The sequence below is a fragment of the Sphingomonas sp. genome (assembly GCF_019746015.1).
Taxonomy (GTDB): domain Bacteria; phylum Pseudomonadota; class Alphaproteobacteria; order Sphingomonadales; family Sphingomonadaceae; genus Sphingomonas.
In genome coordinates this window covers 13,635-32,429 of the sequence record NZ_JAIESM010000077.1, presented here as the reverse complement: position 1 = coordinate 32,429, position 18,795 = coordinate 13,635, and the positions used below count along the sequence as shown (strand labels likewise).

19 protein-coding genes are annotated in these 18,795 nt (G+C 67.9%); 6 read left to right on the top strand and 13 right to left on the bottom strand.

Features of this window, described 5'->3' with window-relative positions; genetic code table 11:
* Positions 1 to 23 precede the first annotated feature (23 nt).
* Both K2Y03_RS11115 and K2Y03_RS11110 read left to right on the top strand, forming a co-directional pair.
* Positions 24 to 593 carry a cytochrome b gene (locus tag K2Y03_RS11115; RefSeq protein ID WP_294090760.1) on the top strand — a complete coding sequence of 190 codons (570 nt, stop codon included), beginning with the start codon at positions 24 to 26 and terminating at the stop codon, positions 591 to 593.
* A gap of 13 nt (positions 594 to 606) precedes the next feature.
* The gene (locus K2Y03_RS11110; protein WP_294090759.1) at positions 607 to 1,785 is read left to right on the top strand and encodes an aminoacetone oxidase family FAD-binding enzyme; all 1,179 of its coding nucleotides are present in this window, start codon (positions 607 to 609) and stop codon (positions 1,783 to 1,785) included.
* A 1-nt stretch (position 1,786) separates the two neighbouring features.
* On the opposite strand, the gene K2Y03_RS11105 is transcribed toward K2Y03_RS11110, so the two are convergent.
* The 4 genes from K2Y03_RS11105 to K2Y03_RS11090 are packed head-to-tail and all read right to left on the bottom strand — an operon-like array spanning position 1,787 to position 5,275.
* Positions 1,787 to 2,371: an ABC-type transport auxiliary lipoprotein family protein gene (locus tag K2Y03_RS11105; RefSeq protein ID WP_294090758.1), complete on the bottom strand. Its 585-nt coding sequence runs from the start codon at positions 2,369 to 2,371 to the stop codon at positions 1,787 to 1,789.
* 8 nt (positions 2,372 to 2,379) lie between these two features.
* Positions 2,380 to 3,351 (bottom strand): MlaD family protein, encoded by a 972-nt coding sequence (locus K2Y03_RS11100; RefSeq protein WP_294090757.1) that lies wholly within the window; start codon positions 3,349 to 3,351, stop codon positions 2,380 to 2,382.
* Entirely contained in the window at positions 3,351 to 4,166 is an 816-nt protein-coding gene (locus K2Y03_RS11095; protein ID WP_294090755.1) for an ABC transporter ATP-binding protein, read from the bottom strand. Before K2Y03_RS11095 ends, K2Y03_RS11100 begins: the two co-directional genes overlap by 1 nt.
* A complete protein-coding gene (locus K2Y03_RS11090) occupies positions 4,166 to 5,275 on the bottom strand; it encodes an ABC transporter permease (RefSeq protein ID WP_294090754.1) in 1,110 nt (369 codons plus the stop codon). Before K2Y03_RS11090 ends, K2Y03_RS11095 begins: the two co-directional genes overlap by 1 nt.
* A 62-nt stretch (positions 5,276 to 5,337) precedes the next feature.
* On the opposite strand from K2Y03_RS11090, the gene K2Y03_RS11085 reads away from it, so the two are divergent.
* Entirely contained in the window at positions 5,338 to 6,009 is a 672-nt protein-coding gene (locus K2Y03_RS11085) for an HAD family phosphatase (RefSeq protein ID WP_294090753.1), read from the top strand.
* On the opposite strand, the gene K2Y03_RS11080 is transcribed toward K2Y03_RS11085, so the two are convergent.
* The 5 genes from K2Y03_RS11080 to K2Y03_RS11060 form a co-directional block, all read right to left on the bottom strand.
* The gene (locus K2Y03_RS11080; protein ID WP_294090752.1) at positions 6,006 to 7,262 is read right to left on the bottom strand and encodes a DUF445 domain-containing protein; all 1,257 of its coding nucleotides are present in this window, start codon (positions 7,260 to 7,262) and stop codon (positions 6,006 to 6,008) included. The genes K2Y03_RS11085 and K2Y03_RS11080 overlap by 4 nt on opposite strands.
* Positions 7,263 to 7,304: 42 nt before the next feature.
* A complete protein-coding gene (locus K2Y03_RS11075; RefSeq protein ID WP_294090751.1) occupies positions 7,305 to 10,457 on the bottom strand; it encodes an efflux RND transporter permease subunit in 3,153 nt (1,050 codons plus the stop codon).
* Between the two features lie 65 nt (positions 10,458 to 10,522).
* Positions 10,523 to 11,710 carry an efflux RND transporter periplasmic adaptor subunit gene (locus tag K2Y03_RS11070; protein WP_294090750.1) on the bottom strand — a complete coding sequence of 396 codons (1,188 nt, stop codon included), beginning with the start codon at positions 11,708 to 11,710 and terminating at the stop codon, positions 10,523 to 10,525.
* A gap of 241 nt (positions 11,711 to 11,951) precedes the next feature.
* Complete coding sequence (locus tag K2Y03_RS11065) at positions 11,952 to 12,251, bottom strand: DUF1153 domain-containing protein (RefSeq protein WP_294090749.1); 300 nt, start codon at positions 12,249 to 12,251, stop codon at positions 11,952 to 11,954.
* Between the two features lie 100 nt (positions 12,252 to 12,351).
* The gene (locus tag K2Y03_RS11060) at positions 12,352 to 12,570 is read right to left on the bottom strand and encodes a hypothetical protein (RefSeq protein WP_294090748.1); all 219 of its coding nucleotides are present in this window, start codon (positions 12,568 to 12,570) and stop codon (positions 12,352 to 12,354) included.
* A 134-nt stretch (positions 12,571 to 12,704) separates the two neighbouring features.
* Here K2Y03_RS11060 and mnmA point away from each other — a divergent pair, with 134 nt between their 5' ends.
* Positions 12,705 to 13,814, top strand: a complete 1,110-nt coding sequence (gene mnmA, locus K2Y03_RS11055; protein ID WP_294090746.1) for a tRNA 2-thiouridine(34) synthase MnmA — start codon at positions 12,705 to 12,707, stop codon at positions 13,812 to 13,814.
* Between the two features lie 8 nt (positions 13,815 to 13,822).
* Here mnmA and K2Y03_RS11050 read toward each other — a convergent pair whose 3' ends face one another.
* A complete protein-coding gene (locus K2Y03_RS11050) occupies positions 13,823 to 14,203 on the bottom strand; it encodes a hypothetical protein (RefSeq protein WP_294090745.1) in 381 nt (126 codons plus the stop codon).
* Here K2Y03_RS11050 and K2Y03_RS11045 point away from each other — a divergent pair.
* Entirely contained in the window at positions 14,187 to 15,227 is a 1,041-nt protein-coding gene (locus K2Y03_RS11045) for a serine hydrolase (protein ID WP_294090743.1), read from the top strand. The genes K2Y03_RS11050 and K2Y03_RS11045 overlap by 17 nt on opposite strands.
* Before the next feature lie 13 nt (positions 15,228 to 15,240).
* Here K2Y03_RS11045 and K2Y03_RS11040 read toward each other — a convergent pair whose 3' ends face one another.
* The 3 genes from K2Y03_RS11040 to pdxH are packed head-to-tail and all read right to left on the bottom strand — an operon-like array spanning position 15,241 to position 17,575.
* Entirely contained in the window at positions 15,241 to 16,035 is a 795-nt protein-coding gene (locus K2Y03_RS11040; RefSeq protein ID WP_294090742.1) for a PhzF family phenazine biosynthesis protein, read from the bottom strand.
* Complete coding sequence (locus K2Y03_RS11035; protein ID WP_294090781.1) at positions 16,035 to 16,955, bottom strand: cation diffusion facilitator family transporter; 921 nt, start codon at positions 16,953 to 16,955, stop codon at positions 16,035 to 16,037. The genes K2Y03_RS11040 and K2Y03_RS11035 overlap by 1 nt, the downstream gene beginning before the upstream one ends.
* Before the next feature lie 44 nt (positions 16,956 to 16,999).
* Entirely contained in the window at positions 17,000 to 17,575 is a 576-nt protein-coding gene (pdxH, locus tag K2Y03_RS11030) for a pyridoxamine 5'-phosphate oxidase (RefSeq protein WP_294090740.1), read from the bottom strand.
* Between the two features lie 263 nt (positions 17,576 to 17,838).
* On the opposite strand from pdxH, the gene K2Y03_RS11025 reads away from it, so the two are divergent.
* The gene (locus K2Y03_RS11025) at positions 17,839 to 18,795 is read left to right on the top strand and encodes a J domain-containing protein (RefSeq protein ID WP_294090738.1); all 957 of its coding nucleotides are present in this window, start codon (positions 17,839 to 17,841) and stop codon (positions 18,793 to 18,795) included.

Here is an 18,795-nt window from a genome sequence, read left to right as displayed (position 1 = left end):
GTGGATTTCGGCGGAGGAAAAGCATGGAACGCCGCTATACGACTATTGCCATCACGCTCCACTGGCTGGTGGCGGTGGCGGTGATCGCCAATGTCGCGCTTGCGCTGATCTGGCCCAATGTCGCCGATGAACAGGTGCGGCCGCTGATCAATGCGCACAAGTCGATCGGCATCACCGTGCTGGGGCTTGCCGTGCTGCGGCTGCTGTGGCGGCTGGGCAATCCGCCGCCGCCGCTTCCGGGAGGCTATCGCCCGTGGGAGCGGACGCTGTCGCACATCACCCATTGGTCGCTTTATGCGATCATTTTCGCGATGCCCATTACCGGCTGGGTGATGGACTCGGCATGGGACCGTGCGGCGCAGAACCCCAATTTCTGGTTCGGCCTGTTCGAATGGCCGCGCCTGTCGTTCATCATGGCGCTCGATCCGGCCACGAAAAAGGCCGTGCACGACGCCTTTGGCGAGGCGCATGAGCTGATCGGCTATCTGGTCTATGCGCTGACCGGGCTGCACATTGCCGGCGCGCTGAAGCACCAATGGATCGACGGCGTGCGCGAGATGCAGCGTATGTGGTGGGGCGGGCGCCCGATCTGACCGGCACCAGCGGTTGACGCCACGCCCGACCCGCTTTGACGCGATCATCCTGGGGGCGGGCGCTGCCGGGCTGATGGCCGCACGCGTTGCCAGCCAGCGCGGGCGCCGCGTGCTGGTGATCGACCATAATGCGGAGCCGGGCCGCAAGATCCTGATCTCGGGCGGCGGGCGGTGCAATTTCACCAATCTGGGCACCGCGCCCGACCGGTTTCTGTCCGCCAACCCGCATTTCGCCAAGTCGGCGCTCAGCCGCTACACGCCCGCTGATTTCCTCGCGCTGGTCAACGGCCATGGCATCGCCTGGCACGAAAAGACGCTGGGCCAGCTGTTCTGCGATGGTTCCGCCAAGCAGATCGTCGCGATGCTGATGGCGGAAGCCGCAGCGGCAAGCTTTGCGTTCGGGGCGCCGGTGCGCGCGGTCGAGCATGCCGATGGCGCCTTCCGCGTGGCGCACGGCGCGCATGTCTCGGTCGCGCCGGCGCTGGTTATCGCCACGGGCGGCCCCTCCATCCCCAAGCTAGGCGCCAGCGACTTTGCCTATGGCCTTGCCCGCCAGTTCGGCCTGAAGCTGGTGGAGCCCCGCCCGGCGCTGGTGCCGCTCACCCTGCCGCCGGCGGAGGCGCTGTTCCAGGCCCTGTCGGGCGTGGCGACCCCGGTCGTGGCGCGCGCGGGCAAGGCGGCGTTTCGGGAAGCGGCGCTGTTCACCCATCGTGGCCTGTCCGGCCCGGCGATCCTGCAGGCGTCGAGCTATTGGCGGCACCGCGAACCGCTCTGGGTCGATTTCGTGCCCGATTGCCCGCACGACTGGCTGACACAGGCCAAACGCGCCCGCCCGCGCGCGACGCTGAAGACGGTGCTGGCCGAGCAGCTGCCGTCGCGGCTGGCCGAGGCGCTGGCGGACCGGCTGGCGCTGGCGGGCGAGCTTGGCAGTCTGCCCGACCGCGCGCTGTCGCAGGCTGGCGAGCGGCTGGCGGCATGGGCATTCATGCCGAGCGGGACCGAGGGCTATGCCAAGGCCGAGGTTACCGCGGGCGGCATCGCCACCGCCGGGCTGTCGTCCCAGACCATGGCCGCGCGCCACCTGCCCGGGCTCCATGCGATTGGCGAGGCGGTGGACGTAACCGGCTGGCTGGGCGGCTACAACTTCCAATGGGCCTGGGCGAGCGGCTGGGCCGCCGGCATGGCGGTTTAGGTTATTGCCCCACCCAGGCGGCGACCTCGCCTGCCACTTGATTGGCGGCGCGGTTCAGCGCTGTGGCCGCGCTAACCGGCGCGATCGCGTCGTTGAGTGGCACGCGCGCCTCGAACCGGCGTTTTTCCCATGTCTTGACGCCGTCGCGCATCAGCGCGGCGTCATAGATGACGACCGCGCGATTGCCCGCGCTTTCCACGCCGAAGGACCGCAGCTCGCCCGACAATTTGGCACCCGGATCGCCGAAGCTTTCGGCGTTGGAGAGCACCAGCCGGCCAGTGCGTGCGGCGATGGTGTCGCTCATCAGCCGCCCAAACAGGCGCGCGGGCGCCTCCGACCAATAGGCCTGGCGGATATAGGCGATCGAGGCGGGGCCCGTCGCCACCGGCACGCGCGTGGTCGCCAGCGCCTGGGGCACCGCCGGCACCAGCACGGTGATGCTGCGCGCCTTGGCGCCCGTCACCGTGGCGCCGGCGGCGGGCGCCTGATCGGCGGTCAGCGTCAGCAGCGAGGGCGGCGCCTTGGCCGCTAGGCTGATACAGCCGCCAAGCAGCAGCGCGGTGCAGGGCACAAGGAGCAGCTTCATGGCGGGCCTCATTTCTTGCCGGGCTTGTAATCGGGCAGCGCGGGTTGGGTGAGCAGCGCGCCGGCGCCGCCCTGGTCGATCTTTTCAGCAACGCTGGTCAGCGCCGCAGACATCACGCGCAGGTCGCGCACCAGCTGGCCTAGTTCGGGCACCGTCTGCGTCGCAAAGGCGCGCACGCCCGGCCGCGCCTCAGCAAGCGTCGCGTCGAGCGTTTCCAGCGTGCGCTGCGCCGCGGCCACTGCCCCGCCCAGCTTGGCGGCAGCAGGCTTCAGATCGTCGCGCACCAGGCCGTTGGTGGTCTCTGCGAGCTTGCCGATCTGGTCGGCGGCGACCGCGACCTTGGCCAGCGCGGTGCGGGTTTCGACCAAGGTCGGCCCGATCTGGGGCGACTGGTCGGCGAGCGACTTGGTCAGCCGGTTGGTGTTTGCCAGAATGCCCTGGATCGACGCCTGGTTCTTGTCATCAAGCACTTCGTTCAGCCGCCCGGCGAGCGTCGACAGCCGTTCGAGCAGCTGCGGCGCTGATGAAAGCAGCGCGCCCAGCCCGCCGCGCCGCGTGGGGATGACCGGCACGCCGAACGGGCAATCGGCCAGCGGGTTGACCTTAGGGCATTCGAGCCGCTTCTGCCCCTTCACCCCGCCATCGAGCAGGATTTCGCTGACGCCGGTAAAGCCCACGCCCTGGATGGTGGCGGTCGTCCCTTCCAGCACCGGCACATCCTCGTTCACGCCAATGCGCACGCGCACATATTCGGGGTCTTCCTTCCACAGCGCGATTTCGCGGACCTCGCCCGAGGGAACGCCGGCATAGGCAACGTTCGACCCCTTGTTGATGCCGGTCACCGACTGTTTGAAGAAGATGTCGTACTCGCGGTCACCGCCGCCGTTCAGCCGCGCGATCCACACGAAGAACAGCGCGAGCATCAGCAGCATGATCAAGACCACCGAGCCGACGAGCACCTGGTTGGAGCGTGTTTCCATCAGTTCCCCATTTCCGGCTGGGCAAGAAGACGGGCGTGGCGTGCCCGATCGGTGGTGGCAGTGGCCGCGCGGCCACGTGGCCCATTGAAATATTGCTGGATCCAGGGATGGTCCAGTGCCAGCAGCTCGGCAATCGTGCCGACGGCGATCACGCGCTTGTCGGCAAGCACCGCCACCCGGTCGCAAATCGCATAGAGCGTATCGAGATCATGGGTGATGAGGAACACGGTCAGCCCCAGCGTCTGCTGGAGCGAGCGGGTCAGCTCGTCGAACGCGGCCGCCCCGATCGGGTCGAGCCCGGCGGTCGGCTCGTCGAGGAACAGCAGTTCGGGGTCGAGCGCAAGCGCCCGCGCCAGGCCCGCGCGCTTGCGCATCCCGCCGGAAAGCTCGGCCGGATATTTGGGCGCGGCATCGGGCGGCAAGCCGGTCATCGTCACCTTGTAGGCGGCAATTTCGTCGAGCAGCGCGGGGCCAATGCCGGGGTAGAATTCGCGCAGCGGCACCTGCACATTTTCGGCGACCGTCAGCGTGGAAAACAGTGCTCCCCCCTGGAACAACACGCCCCAGCGGCGGCGGATGGCAATGGCCTCGGTCTCGTCGCGGCCGATGGTCTGCTCGCCGAACACGCGCACATCGCCTTCCTCGGGCGTCTGCAGCCCGATGATCGAGCGCATCAGCACGCTCTTGCCGGTGCCGGAGCCGCCGACCACGCCCAGAATCTCGCCACGCTGAACGTCAAGGTTCAGCCCGTCATGCACCAACTGCTCGCCAAAGGCGTTGCGCAGGCCGCGCACGCAGATGACCGTCTCCGGCATCAGATCCACCCGATCCAGGTGAAGAACACCGCGAAGAACGCATCGAGCACGATCACCAGGAAGATCGCCTGCACCACCGCAGAGGTGGTGCGCTGGCCCACCTGTTCGGCATCGCTTTCCACCTGCATGCCCTGGAAACAGCCGGTCACCGCAATGATGAGGCCGAACACCGGCGCCTTCAGCAGCCCGACATAGACATCGGTCGTCGGCACCACTTCGCGCAGCCGCTGGATGAAGGTGACGGGCGGAATGTCGAGCGCGGCCCAGCACAGCAGCCCGCCGCCGATGATCGCGACGACCGACGAATAGAAGCCGAGCAGCGGCATCATCAGCACCGCCGCGATCACCCGGGGCAGCACCAGCGCCTCCATTGGCGAGACGCCGATCGTGCGCATCGCGTCGATTTCCTCGGTCAGCTTCATCGTGCCGATCTGCGCGGCAAAGGCCGAGCCGGAGCGGCCGGCGACCATGATCGCCGTCATCAGCACACCCAGCTCGCGCAAGGTGATGCGGCCGATCAGATTGATGGTGAAAATCTCCGCGCCGAACTGGCGCAGCTGCACCGAACCCTGCTGGGCGATCACCAGCCCGATCAGGAAGCTCATCAGCCCGATGATGCCCAGCGCCGAAATGCCGACCACTTCGAACCGGCGCACGGTTGCGTTCAGCCGGAAGCGTCGCGGATGGCGCAGCACCGTCAGGAAGGCGAGCACGGTCGCACCGAAGAAACCGAGCAGCCCGGCCAGCGTCGTCACCGCGCTGATGGATGCCTGCCCCACTTCGCCGACCAGCTTGATGAGGAAGTTGGACGGCGGCGGGCGCATCGCCATGTCGCGGTCGGCGGCGGCGACCTGCGCCATCAGATGCGCGGCCTCGGGGCTCAAGCCCTCGATGCGGGATTCGTGCTCGGCGGCGAAGCGGTGGATGAGCCAGGCACCCACCGTGTCGATCCGGTCGATCCCCGACAGATCGAGCAGATCGACCTTGCCCTCAAAACTGCGCAGCCGCTCTGGAAAGTCGCCCAGGCACGACAGCGACAGCCGCCCCGAAAAGCGCAGTGCCTCGCCGCCGTCAATCGTATCGTGTCGAAAGTCGGCCTGAGCGTTCATCGCCCGCTTCATTGCGGCAAAGCCACTGGATCGGCAAGCCGAAGCCTTGCAAAAAGGCAGGCGTGGAAAAATTCGCCATCTACGACATGGACAAGACGATTACCCGCGCGCCCACCTGGACGCGGTTTCTGGTCCATTATGCTGCCCGGCACGCACCGCACCGCCTGGCACTGCTGCCGGTGGCGGGGGTGATTGCCGCCGGGCACCCGCTGCGCCTCATCGACCGGGCACGGCTGAAGCAGGTGACGCACCGGCTGATGATCGGCCGGCGCACCGCGCCGCAGCGGATGGCGCGGGTGGCCGCAGGCTTTGCCCGGCGGCTTGATCGCAGCGGGCTGTTCGCCGATGCGCGCGCACAGATCGCGGCGGACCGGGCGGAAGGGTATCGCATCATCATCGCCACCGCCTCGCCGCGCTTCTATGCAGAGGCGATCGCGGCGCTGGTGGGCGCCGACGACGTCATCGCAACCGAGGCCGGGCACGATGCCGAGGGGCGCGTGCTGGCGCGGCTGGGCGGGGCCAATTGCTATGGCCCGGCCAAGCATGACCGGCTGGTCGCCTGGCTGGCGGGCCAAGGCGTGGCGCGCGCCGCCGCCCATATCCGCTTCTATTCGGACCATATTTCGGATGCTCCGGCGCTGGGCTGGGCGGATGAGGGGTTTGTCGTCAACCCCGACCGGCAGCTGGCACGGCTCGCCGAGGAGAAGGGCTGGGCCCGGCGCGACTGGCGTTAGAGCAGCACGTCGAGCGTGTGGAGCACCAGCCCCACCAGCCCGCCGACGATGGTGCCGTTGATGCGGATGAACTGCAGGTCGCGGCCCACCGCATTTTCCAGCCGCAGCGTGATGGTGCGCGCGTCCCAGCTGCGGATCGTTTCCGACACCAGCCGCACGATCGAATCGCCATAATTGGCGGCCGTGCCCACCGTCGCGCGGCGGGCAAGGCGGTTGAGCGTGGCCTTCAGCCGTGCGTCGCTCTGCAGCGTCTGGCCAAGCTGCTGCAGCGCTTCGCCGAGCCGGCCATTGTGGATCGCCGCCGGATCGCGCGTCAGCCGCAACAGCGAACCGCGCGCGGACTCCCACAGCCCGTCCAGCCAGCGCTGCATGGCGGGATTGCCGATCACTTCCAGCTTCCACGCCTCGACCCGCGCCTGCATCTCGGGGTCGTGCTGCATGTCATGGGCGAGGTCGGCCAGGCCCTGTTCCACCCGCATGCGCAGCGGGTGGCCGGGGTCTTCGACCATGTCCCAGAGCAGCTGGTCGAGCCCGTCGATCAGCCGGTTGGCAACCGTCTCGTCCAGCCCGGTCCAGCGCAGCAGGCTGCCCGCGCGTTCGTGCACCATCGCGCGGATGACATGCTCGTTGGAGGACAGCGCCCGTCCCGCCCAGCGCAGCAGGCTGTTCATCACCGGCACGTGCCGGTCGCGCGCAATCGCGGCGGCCAGTGCCTGGCCCAGCAGCGGCGCGGCGCGCATCGCCTGCAGCCGGCTGCCGATCGCCCCCTTCACCATGCCGCCCAGCCGTTCCTGATCGAGCGAGTCGAGCAGATCGGCGAACAGCCGTGCCGTCCCCATCCGCAGCCGCGAGTCCGCCTCTGCCGGCTGGGCCAGCCAGCGCCCAGCCGCACCCGCCACGTCGAGCGTCTGCATGCGCCGGGCGACGACGCGCGGCACCAGGAAATTGTCGCGCAGGAAAGCCGCCAGCGCCTCGCCGATGCGATCCTTGTTGCGCGGCACGATCGCGGTGTGCGGAATGGGCAGGCCGAGCGGATGGCGGAACAGCGCGGTCACCGCGAACCAGTCGGCCAGGCCGCCCACCATCGCTGCCTCGGCAAAGGCGCGTACGAAGCCCACCGCCGGGTGCACCGGGCCGATCGCGCGCGCGGCAATGAACAGCGCCGCCATCGCCACCAGCAGCGCCGCCGCCACCAGCCGCATGCGCACCAAGGCAGGCGGCGGCGGTGGGGGCGGGGGCGCACGTCGGGCCATGCCCCCTAGCATCCCCGATTGGGGCAAGGATGCAAGCGGCGCTTACTCGGCCGGCTGGGGCAGGCCGCCGCCGCCATGATAGTCAACCGGTTTTGCGGGTTCATGATCGATCGCCGGAACGCCATCGTCGCCCGTGCGATAGGTGAGCAGGCGGCGGCCAAGGCGCGGCCCGACCCAATTCTCGATCCCGACTGCGATCGAGAAGCTCGCCGGCACGATCAGCAGCGTGAGCAGGGTCGACAGCGTCAGCCCGCCGATCACCGTCACGCCCATCGGCGCGCGCCAGCTGCCATCGCCGTTCAGCGACAGGGCGACCGGCACCATGCCGGCGATCATGGCAACCGTCGTCATCACGATCGGCTGGGCGCGCTTGTGCCCGGCGTCCAGGATGGCGGTGGTGCGTTCCACGCCCTTGGCCATTTCCTCCAGCGCAAAGTCGATCAGCAGGATCGAGTTCTTGGCGACGATGCCCAGCAGCATGAGCAGGCCGATGAACACCGGCATCGAGACGGCGTCGCCCGTCAGCCGCAGCGCCATTGCCGAGCCGAGCGGCGCGAGCAGCAGCGAGGCCAGGTTCACCAGCGGCGGCATCAGCCGCTTGTAGAGCAGCACCAGCACCGCAAACACCAGCAGGATGCCCGCAATCACCGCGATCACGAAATTGATCAGCAGTTCGGCCTGCCACTTGGCTTCGCCGATGGTCAGCCGGCTGACGCCCACCGGCAGCGACTTGAGCGAGGGCAGCGCGTCGATCTTGGGCATCGCGTCACCGGTTACCTTGCCCGGCGCCAGATCGACGCCGATGCTGATCCGCCGCGTCTGGTTGGTGCGCTGGATGAGCGTCGGGCCGGCGCCAAAGCCGATATCGGCGACCACCTTCAGCGGCACCGAGCCGCCATTCGTGGTCGGCACCGGCAGATTCTCGATGGTCGACAGATTGCGGCGCGATGCCTCGCTTAGCGCGACGCGGATCGGGATCTGCCGGTCGGAGAGCGAGAATTTGGCGGCGTTCTGGTCGATATCGCCCAGCGTGGCGATGCGGATCGACTGGCTGAGCGCGGCGGTCGTCACGCCCAGATCGGCGGCCAGATCAAGCCGGGGCCGGATGGTGATTTCGGGCCGCTGCAGATCGCCCACCACACGCGGCGCGCGCAGTTCGGGGATCGTGGCCATTTCCTCGACCACCCGGTTGGCGACTTCCTTGAGCTGATCGGGGTTCGAGCCGCCCAGCGTGATGGTGATGTCGCGGCCCGACGAGCCACCGCCGCCCTGCGACTGGAAGAACACGCGCGCATCGGGAATGGCGGCGAGTTGCGGCGCATAGGCGCGCTCAAACTCGGTGCTGGTGCGGGTGCGTTCCTTCTTCAGCGTCAGGAAGATGCTGGCTGACGCTGGGCTGACATAGACGAATGCCGATTGAACATCGGGCGCGGGCTTCACCACCGCCAGCGCCTCATCGGCCACCGCGCGCGTCTGGTCGCGGGTGGTGCCCGGCGCCATGGTGATGCGGATCTGGCTGTTGTTCGAATTGATCTTCGGCTGGAAAGCAAGCGGCAGCGGCTTCAGCAAGCCCGGCACGCCCGCGAACAGCGCGATCATCAGCACGAACGACAGGCCGCCAATGCCCACGGTCCACCAGCGGTGGCGCATCGTCCAGCGCAGCGCCACCATGTACCAGTCCATCAACATGCCTTCGCCATGTTCGGCATGGCCCTGTGCCTTCAGGAAATAGGCGGCGATCATCGGGGTGATCATGCGCGCCACGCCCAGGCTGATCAGCACCGCGACCACGACGGTGAGGCCGAAATTCTTGAAGAACTGGCCCGAAATGCCGGGCATCAGGCCAACCGGCAGGAACACCGCGACGATCGACATGGTGGTGGCGAGCACGGCCAGGCCGATCTCGTCGGCGGCGTCGATGGCCGCCTGATAGGCTGATTTGCCCATGCGCATGTGGCGCACGATATTCTCGATCTCCACGATCGCATCATCGACCAGCACGCCCGCGACCAGGCTCAGCGCCAGCAGGCTGAGGAAGTTGAGCGTGAAGCCCATCAATTCCATGAAGAAGAAGGCTGGAATGGCGGACAGCGGGATCGCGATCGACGAGATCACCGTCGCGCGCCAGTCCCGCAGGAACAGGAACACGACGATCACCGCCAGCACCGCGCCCTCGATCATTGCCTCGATCGCGGAGACATATTGGCCCTTGGTGTAATCGACCGAGGTCCACAGCTGGGTGAACTTGATCTTGGGATTGGCCTTTTCCAGCTCGCGCATCGCCTTGATCGCGCCGTCATAGACGGACACGTCCGACGCGCCTTTCGCGCGCAGAATGTCGAACGCCACCACCTGGCGGCCGTCCATGACCGCATAGGAGCGCTGCTCGCCGTACAGGTCCTTCACCTCGGCGATATCGGCCAGCTTGATCCGCCGGCCGCCGGGAATCGAGATTTCGCTGTTGGCCAGCGTCAGCGCACTGCGCGCATTGCCGATCACGCGCACCGACTGTTCGGAGCCCGCGATTTCGGCCCGGCCGCCAGCGGCGTTCAGGTTCACCGAGCGCAGCTGCTGGTTCACCTGCACGGCGGTGAGGCCATAGGATTGCAGCTTCACGGGGTCGAGAATGACGCGGATTTCGCGGTTCACCCCGCCCTGGCGCGACACCTGCGCCATGCCCGGCACCGCCAGCAGCCGCTTCGACACCGTGTCATCGACATACCAGCTCAGCTCTTCGAGCGTCATGTCGGTGGCGGAAACCGAGAAATAGCCGATCTCGCCGCCGCCAATGTCGACGCGCTGCACCTGCGGCTCCAGAATGCCGTCGGGCAGGTCACCACGGATCTGCGAGATGGCGTTGCGGACGTCGTTCACCCCGCGGTCGACGGGCGTGCCGATCGCGAACTGGACGAAGGTGCTGCTCGACCCTTCATTGACGCTGGAATTGATTTCATCGACGCCGCTGATGTTGCGGACGGCCGCTTCCACCTTGCGCGTGACCTGGGTTTCAAGCTCGGTCGGCGCGGCGCCCGGCTGGCTGATGATGACCTGCGCGGCGGGGAAGTCGATGTCGGGATTGTCCGCCACGCTCATCCGCATGAAGCTGACCATGCCGGCAATCGTCAGCGCGACGAACAGCACGATCGGCGGCACCGGATTGCGGATCGACCAGGCCGAGATATTGCGGAAACCCATCACCTAACCCCTGTTACGCTTTAGCCCTGGCGCGAAGCTACGTCGGCCAGGGCGCCACGGATGCATCAGCCCTGCTTCTTCCGGCGCACCGGCACCACCTTCTGGCCCGGATTGAGGAAAGCGCCGGCCAGCATCACCACCTGCTCATTGCCCGAAAGCCCGTTGAGCACCGCAACGCCGGCGTCGGAGACCGGGCCGGTCTTGATGTCGCGCCGCTCGATCTGGTTCTTGGCGCCGACGATGTAGAGATAATTGCCCTTGTCATCGCTCTGCACCGCCGACTGCGGCACCAGCGGTGCCTCCGATGTGCCGCTGGTGATGCGCGCCGCCGCAAAGCCGCCCGGGCGCAGCGACGTGTCGTAGGAAAGCGCGATGCGCGCGACGCCCTGGCGCGTCTGCGGATCGATGACGGGCGAAATCTGCCACACGCGGCCGCTGAAGACGCGCGTGTCGCCCACCGGCGTCACCTGCGCCCGCGCGCCCGTGCGCAGCTGGAGCAGATCGGTATCCGAAAGCAGCGCGCGCATTTCCAGCTCGCCATCCTTGGCCAGGCGGAACAGCGTGCCGGAGCCGGCACTCACCACCTGACCCGGCTCGACCGAGCGGGTCAGCACCAGACCGGCGGCAGGCGCGCGCACGAACAGGCGGCCGGTGCGCGCGCGGGTTTCGCTGAGCTGCGCCTCGGCCACCTTCACGCGGGCAAGCGCTGCGTCGCGGGTGGCGGTGCGGCGGTCCAGATCGGCCTTTGAAATGAAGCCGCGATCAACCAGCTGCTGCGCGCGGTCAAGCTCGGCCTGGGCCAGGCGCGCGTCGGCGCGCGACACCGCGATCGAGGCGGCAAGCGATTCCTGCGTCTGCACCTGCACCGAGCGGTCGATCGTGGCGAGCACCTGGCCCGCGCGCACCCAGTCGCCGGGCTGGACCAGCACCTGCGTCACCTCGCCACCTTCGCCGGCCACGCCCACGGGCATGTCGACGCGCGCGGCCAGCGAGCCGGTTGCCGCAATCTCGCGGTCGATCAGGCGCTTGCCGGGGATTTCCACGGTAACGCTGGGCACCTGCTGCTTGTTGCCATTGTCGAGCGGGTCGCTCTTTGCGCTGCCATGGCTGGTGGCGTACCAAGCGCCGCCAGCCAGCGCGACCGCGGCTGCCGCCCCCACCAGCCACAATGTGCGCCGTGGCCGGGCCGTGGCACCGGCCTCACCGGTCAGCAAGCGTGCATCATTCCCCATAACACCCGTCTCGTAATTCATGTCGCATCACCCTAGCCGGGCATGTGCAACCATGCCGGACCCGTCAGCTGTATTATCGAAATATATCACCGTCCACAAGGACAATCAGCACGCGCGCCCTTGCCCGGATTTATGATTATTCGCAAGCCATGCTCTGGGCCGGCGGCAGCGCGCAGCCGTTAGGGAATCGGGCCGCCCTGAAAGCATTGAGCCGCCCGGCGGCTGGCCGGACGGCTCAAGGCGTTGGCGCGCAGGAGCGCGTTCAGTATTTCTGCTGGCGCTCGTAGAGCGAGCGGTAATGCTGGATGCGCGTCACCCGCAGGCCCGGCATGCCCGAGCGATCGATCGCCCGCTGCCAGCCGGCAAATTCCTCGACGGTCAGGTTGTAGCGTTCGCACACCTCGTCAACGGTCAGCAGACCGCCATTGACGGCAGCCACCACCTCGGCCTTGCGCCGCACCACCCAGCGCGTGGTGGACGGCGGCGGCAGCGACTCGATGGTCAGCGGTTCGCCAAGTGGCCCGATGACTTTTGCCGGGCGGATTTTCTGGTTCTCGATCATCCATCAACCTCGATTGGGCGGGGGGAGCCCATCACTGTGTGTAACGACCGATAGCAGCCGGAGTTGAATGCCGATTGAAATGGCTGGGTAAACATCGCGTTCATGCCTCTTGCCAGCCCGTAAGCGACTGTGCCGCAGCCGTATTGAAAGCGCCGCGCCGCGCCTGGAGAAGATCGCTTGCCGGCTTGGCCGATGCGCCGGCGGCAAGGCGCGCAGTAGGGCTGGAGGCGGCGCGCGCGGCGGCGGCAGCGAGCAGAATCGCCAGCCCCGGCACCGGCGTCGCTTCCGCCGAATCGAATCGCAAGGCGCTTAGGTCCATTGCCGGGATCAACCTTTTTTCGCGTTGAGACAGAGAGTTGGTCGACCGTAGCAGCCATGGTTGAAAGAGCCGTAAAGGCGGGTGCCCGGCGCTTCTTTTGCAAGCGGCGGCCAGAGCGCCTATGTGCGCGCGCAATGAGTGAAGGTGATTTTCAGCTTGGGGCGGACCTGCGCGGGCGCCGCATCGTCGTTGCCATGTCGGGCGGCGTCGACAGCTCGGTCGTGGCCGCGCTGGCCGCACGCACCGGCGCGGAGACGATCGGCATCACCCTCCAGCTTTACGATCACGGCGCCGCTGTCGGCCGGGCCGGCAGCTGCTGCGCCGGCCGCGACATCCGTGATGCGCGCGCGGTGTGCGACCGGCTGGGCATCGCGCATTATGTGTTCGACCATGAAAGCGCGTTCCGCGAGGCGGTGATCGACGATTTCGCCGACGAATATCTGGCCGGGCGCACGCCCATTCCGTGCATCAAATGCAATATGGGGCCCAAATTCACCGACCTGCTGGCACTGGCGCGCGATCTGGGCGGGGATTGCCTGGCGACGGGCCATTATGTGCGCCGCGTGCCGGGGCCGGCCGGCGCCGAGCTGCACCGCGCCGCCGACCCGGCGCGCGACCAGAGCTATTTCCTGTTCGCAACGACGCCGGCGCAGCTCGACTATCTGCGCTTTCCGCTGGGCGGCCTGCCCAAGCCGCGCGTGCGCGAGCTGGCGGCCGAGCTTGGCCTGGGCGTCGCCGCCAAGCCCGACAGTCAGGACATCTGCTTCGTGCCCGATGGCGATTATGCGTCGCTGGTCAAGAAGCTGCGCCCGCAGGCAGCGCGCGGGGGCGAAATTGTCGATGCGACCGGCCGGGTGCTGGGGCAGCACAAGGGGCTGATCCACTATACCGTCGGCCAGCGCCGGGGCCTCGAAATCGGCGGCACGCCAGAGCCGCTCTATGTGCTGCGGCTGGAGCCGGAGACGCAGCGCGTGGTGGTCGGCCCGCGCCGGGCGCTGGCGGTGCGCGCCGCCCGGCTGAGCGGCATCAACTGGATCGGCGGCGATCATGCCGGGCCGCTCAGCGCCAAGGTGCGCTCGCTCGCCCGGCCGGTGCCGGCGCGGCTCGACGGCGGGCGGCTGGTGTTCGATACGCCCGAATATGGTGTCGCGCCGGGGCAGGCGGCGGTGCTCTATGCCGGCGAGCGCGTGCTGGGCGGCGGCTGGATTGTGGAGACCGAGGCGGCCGACCTCGCCCCCGCCTGAACCGTTGCTCAGTGCACCTTGAGCGGCGTGCCCCGGAACGGCGCCGCCTGGCACCCCAGCACCGGATCGAAGGTGACCGAGCGTGACGCGACCAGCGGGACGGAGGCTGTGACCGTCTTCGTTGCCGGATCGTCGGCCAGCTGGATCACTTCCATCCCCGGCTCGAAATCCTTGTAGCACTGGCCGAGCGGGCGATTGCCGATATAGCGGCACGCGCACGCCACCCGCGCGCCATAGCCGACGCCCAGTTCAAGCTGTGCCCGGCGCTGGTCGATATAGAACCAGCCACCCGCCACTGCCATTATCAGGAGGGCCGCCACCCCCAGGCCGATCCGTCTTGCCATCATCGCTGCCCACTCTATCGTGGCGGGCATGATCCGCAAGCTCATCCCCGCTCTTGCCCTGCTTGCCGGTGCCAGCGCCGCGCCGTCGCAGCCCGCCGATCTGCTGGCGCCGCTGTTCGCCGCCGACCAGGGCGATACGCGCGCGGCGATCCTGCTGGTCGATGGCGAGGTCGTCGCCAAACGCTATGCGCCGGGCTATTCGGACGCCAACCGCTTCATCAGCTGGTCGACCGCCAAGACGATGACGGCAATGCTGGTCGGCGAACTGGTGGCCGATGGCAAGCTGCAGCTCGACGCCCCCGCCCCGATTGCCGAATGGCGCAAGCCCGGCGATCCGCGCGCGGCGATCACGCTGCGTCAGCTGCTCAACATGGCCTCGGGCCTGCAGCATACCGAAGTGGGTCAGCCGGTCGAACTATCGGACACCAATCAGGTGCTGTTCGTCTCCGGCACAGGCGACATGGCCGCGCGCGCGATCGGCGCGCCGCTGGAGGCGAAGCCCGGCGAGAAATTCGAATATAGCTCGCTCACCACCATCATCCTGGCCGAGATCGTCACCCGGACACTGACCGACAGCCGCGACCCCCAGGTGCGTGCCCGCGCCTATCGCGATTTTGCGCTGGCGCGGCTTTATGGACCGGCCGGGGTCGGCGGGGTCTTTCTGGAATTTGACGGCGGCGGCACGCAGATCGGCGGTTCGCTGATCCATCTGCCGCTGTCGGACTTTGCGCGAATGGGGCAGGTGCTGCTGACCGGGCGCAATCTGGCGGGGCAGGAAGTCATCGCGCCCGACTGGCTGGCCTTCATGAAAACGCCCTCTGCGCAGAAAAATGTCTACGGCGGCCAGACTTGGCTCAACGCATTTCCCGATGACGCCGTCGGGCAGCCGCCCATTGCCTCGATGAACGGGCATCTGGGTCAATATGTCGTCACCTTCTCGGGCGTGGGGACGGACGGCAAGCCGCATGGCTATGTGCTCGTTCGCCTGGGTAACACGCGCGAGGACCGGCTCGACCGGGTGGAACAGGCGATCGGCCGGGTTGTCAGCCAGCTGGTGCCCAAGGCCTGAACGCGGCGCGCGTTCAGAGCAGGAACACGCCCTCCAGCACGGTGACGGCCTGCCCGCCCAATATGGCGCGGTCGCCCTCCAGCCGGCAGGCGACATGGCCGCCGCGCCGCGACGCCTGATAGGCGGTGAATGAGGGCCGCCCCAGCCGCTCTGCCCAATAGGGGGTGAGCACGGAGTGGGCGGAGCCGGTGACCGGGTCTTCATCGATCCCGGCGCCGGGGGCGAAGACGCGGCTCAGCACATCGGTGTCGGTGCCTGGCGCGGTGACGATGGTCAGCACGTCGCCCTCGCGCGCAAGGGCGCGGAAATCGGGCTCCAGCGCCAGCACTTCGTCGGCCGTCGCCAGCACGACCAGCCCATAGCGATGGGGGTGCCAGCGCGTCTCGGCCGCGCCGGACAGGCCAAGCCCGGCCAGAATCGCCGGCAGCGGCTTGGGCTCGGCCCGCCAGGCGGGGAGTGCCATGCGATAGCCCGCACCGTCGCGCGACACTTCCAGAATCCCTGATTTGCGCGTGCGGAAGGTAACGGTTTCCCGCGCTTTGTCGCCGCTCAGCAGATAATGCCCGCTGGCCAGCGTCGCATGGCCGCACAGCACCACTTCCGCCGCCGGCGTGAACCAGCGCAGCTCATAATCGGCCGCGCCGCTTGCGTCCTTCACCAGAAAGGCGGTTTCGCTGAGATTATTCTCGGCCGCGATCGCCAGCAGCACGTCATCGTCCAGCCACGCGTCGAGCGGCATCACCGCCGCCGGATTGCCGCGAAACGGCCGGTCGGCAAAGGCGTCGATCTGAACGATGGGCAGGCGCATCATGGTTCCTTCAGTTGGGCGACCAGATCGGCCTCGACCAGATCGTTGCCGGGATGGTCGATCTTCCCTTCCGGGTCGATATGGATGAACACCTCGGTGCCGGGGAAAGCAATCGCCAGGTCGCGCTCGATCTGCTCGACCACATCATGCGCTGCGGCCACGCTCAGCGCCGGGTCCATCCAGATGTGGAACTGCACGAAATCATGGCTGCCGCTGGTGCGGGTGCGCAGGTCGTGCAGGCCGCGCACTTCCGGGTGGCGGCTGGCGACGGCGACGAAATCGCGCCGGCGCTCCTCGGGCCATTCCTTGTCCATCAGCTGGTCGATCGCCGTGGCCGACCCCTGCCACGCGCCCCAGAGCAGCCACAGCGCAATCGCCATGCCGGCGAGCGGATCGACCATCGCCCAGCCCAGCAGCCGCTCGATCAGCAGCGTGGCAATGACAGCGACGTTCAGCACCACATCGGCCTGATAATGCGCATGGTCGGCGCGGATCGCGACCGAGCCGGTGCGCGCGATGACGTGGCGCTGATAGGCGAGCAGGCCGGCGGTGATGACGATGGCGGCGAGTGAGGCACCGATGCCGAACCCGGTGTCCTCGGTCGCGGCGCCGCCCAGCAGCCGCTCGATCGCGCGGGCGAAAATCGCCAGGCCCGACGCCGCGATCAGCGCCACCTGGAACAGCGCGACCAGCGCCTCTGCCTTGCCATGGCCGAAGCGGTGATTGTGGTCGGGCGGCAGTGCTGCAAAGCGCACGCCGAACAGCGTCATCGCCGAGGCAACCAGGTCGAGCGCGGTGTCGGCCAGCGAGGCGAGCATCGCCACCGATCCCGTCACCCAGGCGGCATAGCCTTTGAGGCCGAGCAGCAGCAGCGCGGTGGCGACGCTGGCCATCGCCGCGTGCTGGGCAAGGCGCCCCATGGCGGCTTGGCGGGCGTGCCGCTCGTCATGGTGGTTGGCGGTGGTCAAGGGTAGAGCAGCCCTTCCTCCCACCCCTCATCGGTGCGCGTGAACAGCCGCCGCTCGTGCAGGCGGTGCTCGCGGTCCTGCCAGAATTCGATGCGGCGGGGCGCGACGCGATAGCCCGACCAGTGCGGCGGGCGCGGCACCGCGCCACCCGCGAACCGCTGCTGCACCTCGGCAAAGCGCGCCTCGAAGGTCGCGCGGGAGTCGAGCGGGCGCGACTGGTCGCTGGCCCAGGCGCCCAGCTGCGAATCGCGGCCTCGGCTCGCGAAATAGGCATCGGCTTCGGCGTCGCTGACGGTCGTCACCGGCCCTTCGATGCGGATCTGGCGGCGCAGCGACTTCCAGTGGAACAGCAGCGCGGCCTGCGCATTGGCGGCTAGGTCGCCCGCCTTGCGGCTCTGCTGGTTGGTGTAGAAGACAAAGCCGTCCGCCCCATGCCCTTTCAGCAGCACCATGCGCAGCCCCAGTCGTCCCTCTGCATCGCTGGTGGCGAGCGCCATGGCATTGGGGTCGTTGGGCTCGCTCGCCTTGGCTTCGGCGAACCAGGCGTCGAACAGCGCGATCGGATCAGTCATGCGCTGCCCTCTAGCCCCGGCAACCCATGCTTTCCAGCTTTTAGGCGCTGTTTGGAAATTGGCGAAAGGGCCAATTTTGAACGGCACCGGCCCGCTCCCCCGCCCGGCCACCCACATAATACTCTACTGGGTGGCCGGGCAGGGGAGCGGGCCGGCGCCGTGCGAAATGCATCGCAGATGCATTTCCAAACCTGCTTTTAGGCGTTTGCGCATCGCGGCCAAAATGCGCACATAGGGCGCGTGCGAAAGGCTAAGTAGACTATATGGCAGATCCCTATCACGTGCTGGGTGTGGCGCGCAGCGCCGACGAGGCGGAGATCAAGAAGGCGTATCGCAAGCTCGCCAAAGAACTGCACCCCGATCGCAACAAGGATAATCCCAAGGCATCTGAACGCTTTGCGACGGTGACGGCGGCCTATGACTTCCTGACCGACAAGGACAAGCGCGCCCGTTTCGACCGCGGCGAGATTGACGGGGACGGCAACCCGCTCAACCCCTTCAACTTTCGCAGCAGCGGCGGCAGCGGCCCGACCGGGGGCGGCTTTTCCCCCGGCGGCGCGGGCTTCGACGTCGGTGGCGATGCCGATTTCGGCGACATTTTCGAAGGGCTGTTCGGCGGGCGGCGCGGCGCGGGCGCTGGTGCTGGTGCTGGCGCCGGCGGCTTTTCCAGCGGCTTTGGCCGGCGCCCGGCGGCCAAGGGCGCCAACACCGCCTATAAGCTGGCCGTTTCCTTCGTCGAGGCAGCGACGCTCAGCCCGCAGCGGATCATGCTGCGCGACGGCAAGACGATTGATCTGAAACTGCCGGCGGGCCTGGAAAGCGGCCAGCAGATGCGCCTGAGCGGCAAGGGCGAGCCCGGCCCCGGCGGCGCGGGCGACGCGATCGTCACCATCGACATTCTGCCGCACCGCTTCTTCACGCGCGAGGGCGACGATGTCCGGCTCGACCTGCCGATCAGCCTGGCCGAGGCGGTACTGGGCGCCAGCGTGCGCGTGCCGACGGTGGAGGGCGCGGTGATGCTCACCATCCCCAAGGGCTCCAGCTCGGGCAAGGTGCTGCGGCTGAAGGGCAAGGGGTTCCACCAGAAGGGCGGCGGTCGGGGCGACCAGCTGGTCACGCTGATGGTCGATCTGCCGGTGGCCGATGATGCGCTGGTCGAATTTGTGCGGACCTGGCCCGGCCGCGACCAGGGCAATCCGCGCGGCCGGCTCGACATATAG

Bases quoted from the DNA above. Each gene is read 5' to 3' on its own strand.
- K2Y03_RS11045 (WP_294090743.1), top strand. From the start codon at position 14,187: ATGATCCGCAAGCTCATCCCCGCTCTTGCCCTGCTTGCCGGTGCCAGC.
- K2Y03_RS11100 (WP_294090757.1), bottom strand. From the start codon at position 3,351: ATGGAAACACGCTCCAACCAGGTGCTCGTCGGCTCGGTGGTCTTGATC.
- K2Y03_RS11065 (WP_294090749.1), bottom strand. From the start codon at position 12,251: ATGATCGAGAACCAGAAAATCCGCCCGGCAAAAGTCATCGGGCCACTT.
- K2Y03_RS11025 (WP_294090738.1), top strand. From the start codon at position 17,839: ATGGCAGATCCCTATCACGTGCTGGGTGTGGCGCGCAGCGCCGACGAG.
- K2Y03_RS11075 (WP_294090751.1), bottom strand. From the start codon at position 10,457: ATGGGTTTCCGCAATATCTCGGCCTGGTCGATCCGCAATCCGGTGCCG.
- K2Y03_RS11105 (WP_294090758.1), bottom strand. From the start codon at position 2,371: ATGAAGCTGCTCCTTGTGCCCTGCACCGCGCTGCTGCTTGGCGGCTGT.
- K2Y03_RS11090 (WP_294090754.1), bottom strand. From the start codon at position 5,275: ATGAACGCTCAGGCCGACTTTCGACACGATACGATTGACGGCGGCGAG.
- K2Y03_RS11060 (WP_294090748.1), bottom strand. From the start codon at position 12,570: ATGGACCTAAGCGCCTTGCGATTCGATTCGGCGGAAGCGACGCCGGTG.
- K2Y03_RS11070 (WP_294090750.1), bottom strand. From the start codon at position 11,710: ATGAATTACGAGACGGGTGTTATGGGGAATGATGCACGCTTGCTGACC.
- K2Y03_RS11095 (WP_294090755.1), bottom strand. From the start codon at position 4,166: ATGCCGGAGACGGTCATCTGCGTGCGCGGCCTGCGCAACGCCTTTGGC.
- K2Y03_RS11080 (WP_294090752.1), bottom strand. From the start codon at position 7,262: ATGGCCCGACGTGCGCCCCCGCCCCCACCGCCGCCGCCTGCCTTGGTG.
- K2Y03_RS11050 (WP_294090745.1), bottom strand. From the start codon at position 14,203: ATGAGCTTGCGGATCATGCCCGCCACGATAGAGTGGGCAGCGATGATG.
- K2Y03_RS11035 (WP_294090781.1), bottom strand. From the start codon at position 16,955: ATGGGGCGCCTTGCCCAGCACGCGGCGATGGCCAGCGTCGCCACCGCG.
- pdxH (WP_294090740.1), bottom strand. From the start codon at position 17,575: ATGACTGATCCGATCGCGCTGTTCGACGCCTGGTTCGCCGAAGCCAAG.
- K2Y03_RS11040 (WP_294090742.1), bottom strand. From the start codon at position 16,035: ATGCGCCTGCCCATCGTTCAGATCGACGCCTTTGCCGACCGGCCGTTT.
- K2Y03_RS11115 (WP_294090760.1), top strand. From the start codon at position 24: ATGGAACGCCGCTATACGACTATTGCCATCACGCTCCACTGGCTGGTG.
- mnmA (WP_294090746.1), top strand. From the start codon at position 12,705: ATGAGTGAAGGTGATTTTCAGCTTGGGGCGGACCTGCGCGGGCGCCGC.